This is a genomic window from Pseudomonas sp. TH43, from assembly GCF_016650635.1.
GTDB lineage: Bacteria > Pseudomonadota > Gammaproteobacteria > Pseudomonadales > Pseudomonadaceae > Aquipseudomonas.
Window position 1 is genome coordinate 112,084 of sequence record NZ_JAEKFI010000002.1, and the last position, 13,021, is coordinate 125,104.

11 protein-coding genes are annotated in these 13,021 nt (G+C 60.0%); 5 read left to right on the forward strand and 6 right to left on the reverse strand.

All coding sequences use genetic code 11. The annotated features are described in order from the left end of the window. Window positions 1-7: 7 nt before the first annotated feature. Window positions 8-919: a LysR family transcriptional regulator gene (locus JFT81_RS07435; RefSeq protein ID WP_201226760.1), complete on the reverse strand. Its 912-nt coding sequence runs from the start codon at window positions 917-919 to the stop codon at window positions 8-10. 265 nt (window positions 920-1,184) lie between these two features. On the opposite strand from JFT81_RS07435, the gene JFT81_RS07440 reads away from it, so the two are divergent. Both JFT81_RS07440 and JFT81_RS07445 read left to right on the forward strand, forming a co-directional pair. Beyond that, window positions 1,185-2,603 (forward strand): cytosine permease, encoded by a 1,419-nt coding sequence (locus JFT81_RS07440; protein ID WP_201226761.1) that lies wholly within the window; start codon window positions 1,185-1,187, stop codon window positions 2,601-2,603. 97 nt (window positions 2,604-2,700) lie between these two features. Further along, window positions 2,701-3,324 carry a glutathione S-transferase gene (locus JFT81_RS07445; protein ID WP_201226762.1) on the forward strand — a complete coding sequence of 208 codons (624 nt, stop codon included), beginning with the start codon at window positions 2,701-2,703 and terminating at the stop codon, window positions 3,322-3,324. Between the two features lie 60 nt (window positions 3,325-3,384). Here the strand turns inward: JFT81_RS07445 and JFT81_RS07450 are convergent, their stop codons facing one another. The 4 genes from JFT81_RS07450 to JFT81_RS07465 form a co-directional block, all read right to left on the reverse strand. Beyond that, the gene (locus JFT81_RS07450; protein WP_201226763.1) at window positions 3,385-3,813 is read right to left on the reverse strand and encodes a TOBE domain-containing protein; all 429 of its coding nucleotides are present in this window, start codon (window positions 3,811-3,813) and stop codon (window positions 3,385-3,387) included. Between the two features lie 95 nt (window positions 3,814-3,908). After that, window positions 3,909-4,262 (reverse strand): gamma-glutamylcyclotransferase family protein, encoded by a 354-nt coding sequence (locus JFT81_RS07455; RefSeq protein ID WP_201226764.1) that lies wholly within the window; start codon window positions 4,260-4,262, stop codon window positions 3,909-3,911. A 9-nt stretch (window positions 4,263-4,271) separates the two neighbouring features. Continuing rightward, entirely contained in the window at window positions 4,272-4,952 is a 681-nt protein-coding gene (locus tag JFT81_RS07460) for a M24 family metallopeptidase (RefSeq protein WP_201226765.1), read from the reverse strand. Window positions 4,953-5,035: 83 nt separating this feature from the next. Further along, window positions 5,036-5,914 (reverse strand): LysR family transcriptional regulator, encoded by an 879-nt coding sequence (locus JFT81_RS07465; protein WP_201227111.1) that lies wholly within the window; start codon window positions 5,912-5,914, stop codon window positions 5,036-5,038. A gap of 103 nt (window positions 5,915-6,017) precedes the next feature. On the opposite strand from JFT81_RS07465, the gene JFT81_RS07470 reads away from it, so the two are divergent. From JFT81_RS07470 to JFT81_RS07480, 3 genes are all read left to right on the forward strand, one after another. Then, window positions 6,018-7,409, forward strand: coding sequence for an aldehyde dehydrogenase family protein (locus JFT81_RS07470; protein WP_201226766.1), 1,392 nt, complete (start codon window positions 6,018-6,020; stop codon window positions 7,407-7,409). A gap of 1,299 nt (window positions 7,410-8,708) precedes the next feature. Further along, window positions 8,709-9,305, forward strand: a complete 597-nt coding sequence (locus JFT81_RS07475) for a paraquat-inducible protein A (protein WP_201226767.1) — start codon at window positions 8,709-8,711, stop codon at window positions 9,303-9,305. Next, window positions 9,302-9,988, forward strand: coding sequence for a paraquat-inducible protein A (locus tag JFT81_RS07480; protein ID WP_201226768.1), 687 nt, complete (start codon window positions 9,302-9,304; stop codon window positions 9,986-9,988). The genes JFT81_RS07475 and JFT81_RS07480 overlap by 4 nt, the downstream gene beginning before the upstream one ends. Here JFT81_RS07480 and JFT81_RS07485 read toward each other — a convergent pair. Continuing rightward, window positions 9,921-12,947, reverse strand: coding sequence for an FAD-binding and (Fe-S)-binding domain-containing protein (locus tag JFT81_RS07485; RefSeq protein ID WP_201226769.1), 3,027 nt, complete (start codon window positions 12,945-12,947; stop codon window positions 9,921-9,923). The genes JFT81_RS07480 and JFT81_RS07485 overlap by 68 nt on opposite strands. Window positions 12,948-13,021: the final 74 nt, after the last annotated feature.

Genomic DNA, 13,021 nt, shown 5'->3' on the forward strand with positions numbered 1-13,021 from the left:
ACTGCGCTCACGCGTACAGTCGGGCCAACTCCTCACGGCAATGATCGACAAACAACTGCACCGGTTTGGTCAGTTGTACGCGCCGCAACCAAGCCGCCGACAATCCCGAACCGGTCACGGTTTCCGCCAGCGGCACACAGACGACTTTCTGGCCGTCGTAGGTGTAGTCGCTGAACGGTTTGGTCACCAGAATCGAAAAGCCGAAACCATTTGCCACCATGCCGCGCACCATCTCGATCGACGGCGAGCTGAAGACGATGTTTGGCGTCAGTCCGCGTTCTTCAAAAATGCTCACGAAATAGGTTCGGCTCGGCACGACGTCGAGCAGGATCATCGGCTCTAGCACCAGATCATGCAGCGACACTTTTGCCTGTTGCGCGAAGCGGTGGTCGGCCGGCAGCAAGGCGTACGGCTGTTGCGGCGGCATCAACGGGGTGGTTTCGATGGTGCTGTCGAGGTCGTGTTCGAACATCATCGCCACGTCGATGCTGCCGGCGGTCAGCGCCTGCACCAGTTCCTGTTGTTCGCCATCGCGAATGCGGATTTCCACCCCCGGCCAACGCTGCTTGAAACCGGCGATCAGACGCGGCAGGTAGAGCGGCGCGACGGTTTCGAAACAGCCGATATCGATCTGCCCGGCGACCACGTCATTGTCCGCCAGGGCGTTCTGTTCGAACTCATGAGCCACGCGCAACAGCTCCAGCGCCTTGCGATAGAAACGCGAGCCGCTGGGCGTCAGCGAAACACCCTGGGCATGGTGGCGGATGAACAGCTGCACGCCGAAGCTCTCTTCAAGATGCTTGATCGCGGTGGACACCGATGGCTGCGCGATATAGAGCTTGCGCGAGGCCTCGGCGACGCTGCCGCAGTCGGCGGTGGTGACGAAGTATTTGAGCTGACGCAGGTTGTAGGCAGCCATGAGGGACCTCCAGAAAGATTAAAAGATCGCAGCCTTCGGCAGCTCCTACAGTGAGCACCCTGTGTAACTCCTGACAGGAGAGAAGCCTGAACATACCGGAGCTGCGTGCTACCCGGAGCATATTTTTTTTAAGGTCTGTAGCAACAAACTTACTAATTTATCTATCCCGAGCCTTTGCACATGATCACTTCAACAAGAAATGCGCCGTCCGTGCCGGCGCTCACCGAAGTACGTCCACGTACTCATCCTTGCCTTGGAGTTCGTCATGGCTACCCCTGCAGCAGCATCCTCCGCTCCGCTGATTGAAAAACACACGATAGGATACGTGCCCCCCGAAGATCGCCACGGAAAGGTCAGGGATCTGTTCACGCTCTGGTTCGGCGGCAACATCGCGCCGTTGCCCATCGTTACCGGTGCGCTGGGCGTGCAGTTGTTTCACTTGAATCTGGTCTGGGGCATCGTCGCGATTCTAGTCGGCCACCTGGTGGGCGGCGTGTTGATGGCGCTGCACTCCGCGCAAGGCCCGCAGATGGGCATTCCGCAAATGATCCAGAGCCGCGCGCAGTTCGGCTCCCTCGGCGCCCTGCTGGTGGTGCTGATTGCCGGCGTCATGTACATCGGCTTCTTCGCCTCCAACATCGTTCTCGCCGGCAAGTCGTTGCACGGCGTGGTCGACAGCGTTCCGGTGCCGGTCGGCATCGTCATCGGCGCCATCGGTTCGGGGATCATCGGTATCATCGGCTACCGCTTCATCCACGTGCTCAACCGCATCGGCACCTGGGTGTTGGGGATCGGCATCGTCGTCGGTTTCGGCTACATCTTCACCCACATTCAAACCGATGACTTCTTCACGCGCGGCAGCTTCAATCTCTCTGGCTGGCTCGCCACCGTATCGCTCGCCGCGCTGTGGCAAATCGCGTTTGCACCGTACGTGTCCGACTATTCGCGTTACTTGCCGGCTGACGTAAAAGTCTCGTCGACGTTCTGGACGACGTATCTGGGTTCGGCGCTGGGCTCGAGCCTGGCGTTCGTGTTCGGCGCCGTTGCGGTGCTGGCGACGCCCGTGGGCATGGACACCATGGACGCGGTCAAACTCGCCACCGGTTCCATTGGCCCGCTGATGCTGGTGCTGTTCCTGCTCAGCGTGATCAGCCACAACGCCCTCAACCTCTACGGCGCGGTGCTGTCGCTGATCACCCTGGTGCAGACCTTCGCTTACCGCTGGATCCCCACCGCCAAGAGCCGCGCGGTGATCTCGGTCATCGTGTTGCTGGCCTGCTGCTTTGCTGCGGTAGGCGCGTCGAAGGACTTCATCGGCCACTTCGTCGACATGGTGCTGGTGTTGCTGGTGGTGTTGGTACCGTGGACGGCGATCAACCTGATCGACTTCTACGCGATCCACAAGGGCCAGTACGACATCCAGTCGATCTTCCAGGTCGACGGCGGCATCTACGGGCGCTACAACCCGCAGGCGTTGCTGGCTTACGCAATCGGCATCGCCGTGCAGATCCCGTTCATGAACACGCCGCTGTACGTCGGCCCGGTGTCGGCGCACATCAACGGCGCGGATCTGTCGTGGCTGGTGGGCTTGCTGGTGACGTCACCGTTGTACTTCTGGCTGGCCAATCGTGACACCTCCTACCGTCGGCGGATGATGGGCGGGAAGTTGGCGAGCGGCCTGTGATTTGATTCGATGAAAAAAGAAGGCCCGCCACGCGCGGGTCTTCTTCGTTTCGGTGTGGTATTTCTTCACGTCCGACGACTAGAGGGAGGCGAATCCAATGCTGCGAATACTCGGTAAGGCTTCATCGATCAACGTGCGCAAAGTGCTGTGGACCTGCGCTGAACTGCAGATTCCCTTTGAGCGTGAAGACTGGGGCTCGGGGTTCCGGTCGACGCAGACTGCGGAGTTTCTCGCGCTGAATCCATGCGCCATGGTGCCGGTGATCCAGGACGGGGATTTCACGCTGTGGGAGTCCAACACGATCATCCGTTATCTGGCGGCGCGCTATGACGGCGCGCAACTGTATCCGGTTGAGCCAATGGCCCGGGCGCGGGTAGACCAATGGATTGACTGGCAGGCGTCGGAGCTGAATCGCTCGTGGTCATATCCGCTGATGTCGCTGGTGCGCCAGTCGCCGGATTATCAGGACAGCGCTGCGTTGGCCAACGGTATCGAGCAATGGTCGCAGAACATGGCGATCCTCGATCGGCAGCTGGCCTCGACCGGTGCTTACGTCAGTGGCAATGAGTTCTCACTGGCGGACATCCCGATCGGGTTGTCGGTAAACCGCTGGTTCGAAACGCCGCTTGAACATCCGCACTTGCCGGCCGTCAGTGCCTATTACGATCGTTTGAACCAACGCGAAGGCTATCGCCTGTACGGCCGAAACGGCACGCCATGAAGTAAAAAACCTCTGATCCCGAAACCGGGATCAGAGGTTCTGGTCAGCCTGAAGGAATAATCAGGCCGGAACGCCCAGAATGATGTGCGAAGCCTTGATCACAGCAGTCGCGCTGACGCCTTTGGCGAGGCCCAGTTCAACAACGGCATCGCGAGTTACGATCGAGTAAACCTTGGAACCGCCGGCCAGTTCGATCACCACTTCAGCGTTGACCGCGCCATCAGTGACGCTCAGCACTTTGCCTTCCAGGCAGTTGCGCGCCGAGAGACGAATGTCGCTGGATTCGGTCATCAACATTACCCATGGCGCCTTGACCAGTGCGACAGCCTCTTTGCCGACGGCAATGCCGAGGTTCTTGATGCTTTCCATGGTCACGACGGCAACCAATTGCTCACCGCCCGACAGGGTCAAAACCACTTCGGCGTTGACGGCGCCGGCCTGAACATTGCTGACTTTGCCTTTGAATACGTTGCGTGCACTGACTTTCATGACGGGCGCCCTTTTTTTGACTTTAGAGTTAGGAAACGGCGTGCATCATCGAAGTTGACGCTATATAAAAACAACTACAGCGCTGCGCTCTGTTGTCACGCCTGCACGTAAACCCATGCATCGACCCCAGACTTTAGCAGCACGCTGACGCGTTTGTAGTCCGCCACTTCGTATTCATCCGCAGCAGCCAGTTCCTCTGCAGTAATTCGGAAAACCGTGCCGACAATCTCGTCGGCCGCATTGCCGCTTTCCTGCACGATCGGGTGATGGGTTTTGCCGCTGGTGGCGAGCACGGCAGGATCGGTAATCTCGACCATTTGCTGTCTGTAGCCCGGCAGACTGTCCGCGCGACCCTCCAACTCACGGCCAAAGTTGGACAGCTGCACGGCGCGATCCTGCAAAGTGCCGTAGGAAAACAGCAGCACGGTTTGGGGTGTCGGGTGGGTCATGAGGTTTCCTTAAATGAGCAAGTCTTCGTAAAACGCGCCGAACGGCCGTTGCGGGTGAGCAATCTGGATTTCCAGTATCCATACACCGGCATTCGGGGCCTGATCGAAGTCGCCCAGATCGCCGCCACGATGAATCGCATGAGGAAAGTCACTGACCCGGTGGCCCTTGATGTTGAGGTTCAGCACCCAACCCATCGCCTCGGCCTGGTCGCTGGCATAGCGGTACAGTTCGACACCGGAAACACCTTCGCGCCAGAAAGCTTCGACGCGGTCGAACAGTTCCTTGGCAGCTGCCGCACAGGCAATCATCTCCGGGTCGGAGCCTGTGGTGTAGGTCGCGCCCGCATCGCCTTCGTGCCCATGCCAGACCACGCCCATGTCGATAAAGAAAATGTCCTCTTCACCCAACACCGGATCACCCTCAGAGCGCTGTTTGAAGGTCTTCAGCGTGTTGGCGCCGAAACGGATCAACAGCGGATGCCAGATCCGGTCCATGCCCAGTTCAGCGAGGATTTCCTTGCCGCGGGCGATCGCTTCGGACTCAAGCATGCCGGGTTTGATCACTTTGGCAATGGCGTCGACGGCTTCCCAGGTCAGTTGCTGGGCACGGCTCATCGTTTCCAGTACAAAACGATCGCCGACCGCTTCCTTGCCGCTCAAGGCGGTTTTTTCGCTCAGGGCTGTGGTCATTTACGGGTTCCTCATGGCTGCGCTGTATAGTTTTTTATATTGCGAAACGCCGATAAAGATACAGCCATGACACAAAGTGTCAATTACTCTTCTGCACGCACCACGCCGCGCTCCTCCAGCAAGCGCACAAACATGCTCAAACTGCGCGACACCGTGCCCCGTCGCCACACCAGCCAAGTGGTCAGATAACGAAAGTCCGCCGCCAACGGCCAAACGCTGACCGTCGCACTGCCCGGCATGCTCTGGAGCATTTTGCGCGGCATCAACGCCAGCCCGGCACCCGCGCTCACGCAAGCGAGCATGCCGTGGTAAGACTCCATCTCGAAGATCTTGCCCGGCACGGCGGCGTCGGTGCTGAACCATTTTTCGAAGTGATGACGATAGGAACAGTTGGAGCGGAAGGCATAAATGTTCTCGCCGTTCACGTCCGCTGCGCGCTGAACGGGCGCGTGATGCAGCGGCGCGATGATGACCATTTCTTCTTCGAAAGCCGGCACGCCTTCCAGCGTCGGGTGCAGCACCGGGCCATCGACGAACGCCGCCGCAAGACGCCCGGACAGCACGCCGTCGATCATCGTCCCCGAAGGCCCGGTGGACAGGTCGAGATCGACTTTCGGGTGCAACTGGTTATACGCGGCGAGCAATTCGGGAATACGCACCGCCGCGGTACTTTCCAGCGAACCCAGCGGGAACGCGCCTTGCGGCTCCTCGCCCGCCACGGTCGCCCGCGCCTCTTGGACCAGGTCGAGAATGCGCCGCGCATACTCAAGAAAACTCCAGCCTGCCGGTGACAGGCGCAAACGGCTTTTTTCGCGAATAAACAGATCAACGCCCAGATCCTGCTCAAGCTGTTTGATCCGCGTGGTCAGGTTCGACGGCACACGGTGAATCTGCGCGGCGGCGGCGCTGATGCTGCCGTGCTCGGCAACGGCTTTGAAGATTTCCAGTTGCACCAGATCCACGGTCATTCTCCAAACGTGAAAGAAACGATCTTTATTATTCAGTTTCCAGAAAACAAATGCCACCCTACTCTAGGCCCATCCACTGAACACGCAGGACGACGCCATGAGCCAGATTTCCAGCCAGACCCACGCCATTTCGATCAACCCCGCCACCGGCAAGCAGATCGGCCACTACGCCTTTGAATCCGCGACCGCCCTCGACGCTGCGCTGACCCGCGCCGCTTACGGATTCGGAAAGTGGAAGCGCAAGCCGCTGCAGGATCGTTCGCGCTTGCTGAGCGCCCTCGCCGCCGCATTGCGCGAAACGGCTGAAGCGATGGCAACCATGATCACCCTGGAGATGGGCAAGCCGATTGCTCAGGCACGCGGTGAAATCGAGAAGTGCGCCAAGCTCTGCGAGTGGTACGCCGAACACGGCCCGGCCATGCTTGATGCTGAACCGACCCAGGTCGAAGGTGGCAAGGCGCGCATTGAGTACCGCCCGCTCGGCCCTATCCTCGCGGTGATGCCGTGGAACTTCCCGATCTGGCAAGTGCTGCGCGGCGCAGTGCCGGCGCTGATCGCGGGCAACACTTATGTGCTCAAGCACGCGCCGAACGTGATGGGCAGCGCCTATTTGTTGCGCGATGCCTTCACCCGCGCCGGTTTTGCCGACGGTGTGTTTGAAGTAATCAACGTCACCCCGGAAGGCGTTTCCAGCGCCATCGCCGATCCGCGCATCGCCGCTGTAACCCTGACCGGCAGCGTCCGCGCTGGCATGGCCATCGGTGCTCAGGCCGGTGCCGCGCTGAAAAAATGCGTGCTGGAATTGGGCGGTTCCGATCCGTTTATCGTGCTTAACGATGCGGATCTCGACGAAGCCGTGCAAGCCGCCGTCATCGGTCGCTACCAGAACTCCGGGCAGGTCTGCGCCGCCGCCAAGCGCCTGATCATCGAAGAAGGCGTGGTCGAGGAGTTCACCCGCAAATTCGTCGAAGCCACACGCAAATTGAAGGTTGGCGACCCGCTGGCCGCCGACACCTACATCGGCCCGATGGCGCGTTTCGATCTGCGCGATGAATTGGATCAGCAGGTGCGCGACACCCTTGAGGAAGGCGCGACCCTGCTGCTCGGCGGCGGCAAATCCGCAGGTGCCGGCAACTATTACGAGCCGACCGTGCTGGCCAACGTCACCGATCGCATGACCTCGTTCAAACAGGAACTGTTCGGCCCGGTCGCCTCGATCATCACCGCTCGCGATTGCGCCCATGCCGTGGCCTTGGCCAACGACAGCGAATTTGGTCTGACCGCCACGATTTACACCGCCAACGTTCAACTGGCCCAACAACTGACCAGCGAACTGGAAACCGGCGGCGTGTTCATCAATGGCTACTCCGCCAGCGACCCACGCGTGACCTTCGGTGGCGTGAAGAAAAGCGGTTTCGGCCGCGAACTGTCGCACTTCGGCGTACGCGAGTTCTGCAATGCGCAAACCGTGTGGCTGGATCGCAAGTAATCCGCAAACCCACAAGGTCTTGCGCAACGGACTCAGATCCATTCACAACACAAAAACCGTAGGAGCAAAGCTTGCTCGCGAAGGGGCCGTGTCAGTTAACCCCTTGTTGACTGAAACACCGCTTTCGCGAGCAAGCTCGGCTCCTACAGGGTTTTGTGCTGGTAGCTCAGATTCCATTCACAACGCCAAAACCGTAGGAGCAAAGCTTGCTCGCGAAGGGGCCGGTCAGTTAACCCCGTTGTCGACTGATAGACCGCTTTCGCGAGCAAGCTCGGCTCCTACAAAGGTTTGTGCTGTTGGCTCAGATTTCACTCACAACACCAAAACCGTAGGAGCAAAGCTTGCTCGCGAAGGGGCCGTGTCAGTTAACCCCGTTGTCGACTGATAGACCGCTTTCGCGAGCAAGCTCGGCTCCTACAAAGGTTTGTGCTGATGGCTCCGATTTCATTCACAACGCAAAACCGTAGGAGCAAAGCTTGCTCGCGAAGGGGCCGGTCAGTTAACCCCGTTGTCGACTGACACACCGCTTTCGCGAGCAAGCTCGGCTCCTACAAAGGTTTGTGCTGAGAACTCAGATTTCACTCACAACGCCAAAACCGTAGGAGCAAAGCTTGCTCGCGAAGGGGCCGTGTCAGTTAACACCGTTGTCGACTGAAACACCGCTTTCGCGAGCAAGCTCGGCTCCTACAAAGGTTTGTGCTGATGGCTCAGATTTCACTCACAACACAAAACCGTAGGAGCAAAGCTTGCTCGCGAAGGGGCCGGTCAGTTAACCCCGTTGTCGACTGACACACCGCTTTCGCGAGCAAGCTCGGCTCCTACAAAGGTTTGTGCTGTTGGCTCGGATTTCACTCATAACGCAAAACCGTAGGAGCAAAGCTTGCTCGCGATGGGGCCGTGTCAGTTAACACCGTTGTCGACTGACACACCGCTTTCGCGAGCAAGCTCGGCTCCTACAAAGGTTTGTGCTGAGGAATCAGATTTCATTCACAACACAAAAACCGTAGGAGCAAAGCTTGCTCGCGAAGGGGCCGGTCAGTTAATGCCGTTGTTGACTGATAGACCGCTTTCGCGAGCAAACGCAATCAGCATGGGCCTGCAGGTATTTCAATCAGGTGATGTCGCGGCGTCGGGCCTTCAGCGCCGAGAACCCGCGACCACAAAGCCAAAACCCAAACCCAATCGATATTGATTCCAAGAAAAGCCAACCTGTAGTCGTCAGCCAAGTTGCCCAATAGCCTCAGCCTTCTATAGTGATCAAGTCCCCCTGCCCTTGCGGCCTGATGTCGAGCGTTGTCCATGGTCAACACCGAGCACCTGATCATCTGTGAGCATTGCGACTGTGTGTATGAAAAAGTCGTACTGGCCAAACACCAGAAAACCCTCTGCGCCCGCTGCGGCGGTGTGCTCCAGCGCTATAACGGTTTGACGGTGGAGCAACGCCTGGCCCTGACTTTCACCGCGGCCATGTTGTGGTTGTTCGCCAATTTCTATCCGGTGATGAGCATCAGCCTCAAAGGCCTGAAAAACAGCGCCACACTGTGGGATTCGGTGCTGGCGTTGAGTCAGGGGCCGATTACGTTCATGGCAATGGTCGCGGCGATTTCGATCATCATTGCCCCGGCGTTTCAACTGGTGTTGCTGGTCTGGGTACTGAGTTTCGCCCTCCGCTCGCAACGCGCACCGGGCTTCAAACTGTGCATGCGCTGGCTGGAAACCCTGCGGCCGTGGAGCATGCTCGAAGTGTGTCTGCTGGGGGCGATGGTGGCGGTGTTCAAACTTGCCGGCCTGCTCGACGTGTTGCCCGGCATCGGCTTGTTCGCACTGGCCGTGCTGAGCTTGATGATGATCCGCATTGCCGGTCGCGACATCCGTGACCTCTGGGACATTCTATGAAGCGACCACCGACTGCCAGCGAACTCAATCTGTGCCTGTGCCACAGTTGCGGACTGGCCTGCGACATGTCCGACGAGCCGCACCAATGCCCGCGCTGTGATGCGCCGCTGCATCGGCGCAAGACCAACTCGCTGACGCGCACCTGGGCCTACATGCTCGCCGCACTGGCGTTTTACATACCGGCCAATCTGCTGCCGGTGATGAACACCAGCATGCTCGGCAGCGGTGCCGACAGCACGATCATGAGTGGCGTGCTGGAGTTTTGGGAAGGCGGCGCCTGGGACATTGCGCTGATCATTTTCATCGCCAGCATCGCCGTGCCGGGGATCAAGTTCGTCGCCCTGACACTGCTGCTGACGACCGTACAGCGCGACAGCGCCTGGGCGCGCAAGGAACGCTCGAAGCTGTACCGTTTCGTCGAGTTGATCGGCTATTGGTCGATGCTCGACGTCCTCGTCGTGGCACTGGTCGCAGCGTTGGTGAAGTTTCAGGCGCTGGGCGATATCGAACCGCGACCGGGCATTCTGTTCTTTGGCCTGGTCGTGGTGTTCACCATGCTAGCGGCGATGAGCTTCGATCCACGCCTGATCTGGGACAAGGACGTCGACACCTCGCTCAGCGACGAAGAACCTCAAGCAGCACCTGCAACGGATGGCGCAGTGCCTGATCCGACTGGCGCTTGACCTGGATGCGGCAGGAATAACCGGTGGCCAGTGCTTCGCCCTTCTCCGCCGGCGCCTCGACCTGACGCGCCCACGACTGCTCGTAGATCACCGCCGACGTTTCGCGGTTGCGCGCCTCATGCCCGTAAGTGCCGGACATGCCACAGCAGCCGGTGGCCTGCGTCGCCAGTTGCAAACCGACACGGTCGAACACCTGCTCCCACTGGCGGGTGGCGGCCGGGACATTGGTTTTCTCGGTGCAGTGCGCGAGCAGTCGGAACGACGCGGTTTTGGCCTGAAGTGCCTGCTCCGGCATGACGTTGAGTAACCACTCCTGCACCAGCGCGACTTCCGGGCATTGCTGCATGCCCGGCACTTTCAGGTATTCCTGGCGATACACCAGGGTCATCGCCGGATCGAGCCCGAGCAAAGGCACGCCAATGTCCGCCAATTCACGTAACTGCCGGGCATTGCGCAGGGCCGCGCGGTTGAATGCCGAGAGAAAGCCCTGCACATGCAACGGCTTGCCGTTGGCGCTGAACGGCGCCAGATAGACCTGATAACCGAGACGTGAAATCAGCTCGACCAGATCGGCCAGCAACGGAGCTTCGAAGTAGCGGGTAAACGCGTCCTGCACCAACACTACGCTGCGTTCGCGTTGCGCCGGGGTCAGCGTCGACAAGGTCGCCACCGTCGCCGGCCGCACCTGCCAACGACGCATCGCCGCATGGAAATCGAAACGGCTGAGCAAGGGCACATCGACCATGCCACCGACGCGCTCCAGAACGCCGCGAATCAGCGCCGCGCCCATCAAACCGTTGTACAGCGCCGGAATGCGCGCCATGTACGGAATGCTGTACTCCAGCGAGGCAATCAGATAATCCCGCGCCGGGCGCAGATAACGACCGTGATACAGCTCGAGAAAGCGCGAACGAAACTCCGGCACGTTGACCTTCACCGGGCACTGGCCCGAGCAGGATTTGCACGCCAGACACCCGGCCATGGCGTCATACACTTCATGGGAGAAGTCTTCGGTTTGCGTGCGGGTGTTGCGCCAGCGCTGCCACAACGTGCTGAAAAACGCCGGCTTGCGAATGGCCTCCGACAGCACGTCGACACCCGCCTCGCCCTGCAACCGCAGCCACTCACGGATCAACGAGGCGCGGCCCTTGGGCGACTGTGCGCGTTCACGCGTGGCTTTCCACGACGGGCACATCGCGTCATCGGGATCAAAGTTGTAGCAGGCGCCATTGCCGTTGCAATGCATGGCGGCACCGTAGTCCTGCCAGACTTTCTCGTCGATCTGCCGATCCAGCTCGCCACGCAGGGTCACCTCATCGATTTTCAGCAGCTTCGCATCGGTGTTGGCCGGGGTAGCGATCTTGCCCGGATTGAACTGATTGAACGGGTCAAACGCGGCCTTCAGCGCTTGCAGCGCCGGGTACAGATCACCGAAAAATGCCGGCGCGTACTCCGACCGCAGACCTTTACCGTGCTCGCCCCAGAGCAGGCCGCCGTAGCGCTGGGTCAACGCGGCAACGCCGTCGGACACCGGGCGCACCAGCGCCGCCTGCTGCGGGTCTTTCATGTCGAGAATCGGCCGCACGTGCAGTACGCCGGCATCGACGTGGCCGAACATGCCGTACTGCAAGCCGTGGCTGTCGAGCAAATCGCGCAGCTCAGCGATGTATTCCGCGAGGTGTTGCGGCGGTACAGCGGTGTCTTCGACAAACGGTTGCGGCCGCGCTTCACCGGCGACGTTGCCGAGCAGGCCGACCGCGCGTTTACGCATACCGTAAACCTTGCTCACCGCCGCTTGCCCGACTGCCAGCGTGTGACCCAATCGCTCGACGGTTCGATCGCTGCTCAAGTGCTCGATGAACGACTCGACCCGACGCTGCAGGTCTTCTGGGTCATCCCCGCAAAATTCAACGAGGTTGATGCCCAGGGTCGGCCGCTCGGCACTTTGCGGAAAATACTCCGCGACGCCGTGCCAGACGATGTCCTGCATCGCCAACAGCAACACTTTCGAGTCGACGGTTTCGATCGACAGCGGCTTGAGCGCCATCAGCGCCCGCGCATCGCGCAATGCGTCCATGAACCCGGCGTAGCGGATGTTAACCAGCATCGTGTGTTTGGGGATCGGCAGCACATTGAGCCGCGCCTCGACGACAAAACCCAGCGAACCTTCCGCACCGCAGAGCACGCTGTTGAGGTTGAAGCGCTGGTCGGCCTCGCGCAGATGCGCGAGGTCGTAACCGGTCAGGCAGCGGTTCAGATCAGGAAAGCGTTGCTTGATCAGTTCGCCCTGCTCATCAATGATCTGTCGCGCGCAACGGTAGACTTCGCCGACCCGATCTTCACGGGCACACAGTGCGCTCAGTTCGCTTTCCTCAAGCGGCAGACCGTGCAGACGCTCGCCGCCGCGCAGGATCATGTCGAGTTCAAGCACATGGTCGCGGGTCTTGCCATAGGTGCAACTGCCCTGGCCGCTGGCGTCGGTGTTGATCATGCCGCCGACGGTCGCGCGGTTGGAGGTTGACAGCTCCGGAGCGAAAAACAGCCCGGCGGACTTCAGCGCCGCATTGAGCTGATCCTTGACCACCCCGGCCTGCACGCGCACCCAGCGCTGCTCGACGTTGATCTCCAGAATGCGGTTCATGTGCCGCGACAGGTCGACAACGATGCCGTCGGTCAACGATTGGCCATTGGTTCCCGTGCCGCCGCCGCGCGGGGTGATCACCACCTGTTGGTATGCAGGCTCAGCGATCAGCCGTGCCACCCGCGCGACGTCGTCGGCATCCATGGGAAACACCGCCGCTTGCGGCAGGCGTTGATAGATCGAGTTATCGGTTGCGAGCACCACGCGACTGGCGTAATCGGCGCTGATTTCACCGCGAAAGCCGCTGGCCTTGAGGGCTTTGAGGAACTGCTGATAATCGGTGGTCAGTGCGGTGGCGGGCGACAGCTGGGCAATCATCGGTCGGGGTATCTCAGGTCAAAATCAGGCGATGTGGCGGTGAACAGTTGTACGCAACGAATGATTGCGTCAGG

Excerpts from the sequence above, each read along its gene's own strand:
- JFT81_RS07435 (WP_201226760.1), bottom strand. The coding sequence starts at position 919 with ATGGCTGCCTACAACCTGCGTCAGCTCAAATACTTCGTCACCACCGCC.
- JFT81_RS07440 (WP_201226761.1), top strand. The coding sequence starts at position 1,185 with ATGGCTACCCCTGCAGCAGCATCCTCCGCTCCGCTGATTGAAAAACAC.
- JFT81_RS07445 (WP_201226762.1), top strand. The coding sequence starts at position 2,701 with ATGCTGCGAATACTCGGTAAGGCTTCATCGATCAACGTGCGCAAAGTG.
- JFT81_RS07450 (WP_201226763.1), bottom strand. The coding sequence starts at position 3,813 with ATGAAAGTCAGTGCACGCAACGTATTCAAAGGCAAAGTCAGCAATGTT.
- JFT81_RS07455 (WP_201226764.1), bottom strand. The coding sequence starts at position 4,262 with ATGACCCACCCGACACCCCAAACCGTGCTGCTGTTTTCCTACGGCACT.
- JFT81_RS07460 (WP_201226765.1), bottom strand. The coding sequence starts at position 4,952 with ATGACCACAGCCCTGAGCGAAAAAACCGCCTTGAGCGGCAAGGAAGCG.
- JFT81_RS07470 (WP_201226766.1), top strand. The coding sequence starts at position 6,018 with ATGAGCCAGATTTCCAGCCAGACCCACGCCATTTCGATCAACCCCGCC.
- JFT81_RS07475 (WP_201226767.1), top strand. The coding sequence starts at position 8,709 with ATGGTCAACACCGAGCACCTGATCATCTGTGAGCATTGCGACTGTGTG.
- JFT81_RS07480 (WP_201226768.1), top strand. The coding sequence starts at position 9,302 with ATGAAGCGACCACCGACTGCCAGCGAACTCAATCTGTGCCTGTGCCAC.
- JFT81_RS07485 (WP_201226769.1), bottom strand. The coding sequence starts at position 12,947 with ATGATTGCCCAGCTGTCGCCCGCCACCGCACTGACCACCGATTATCAG.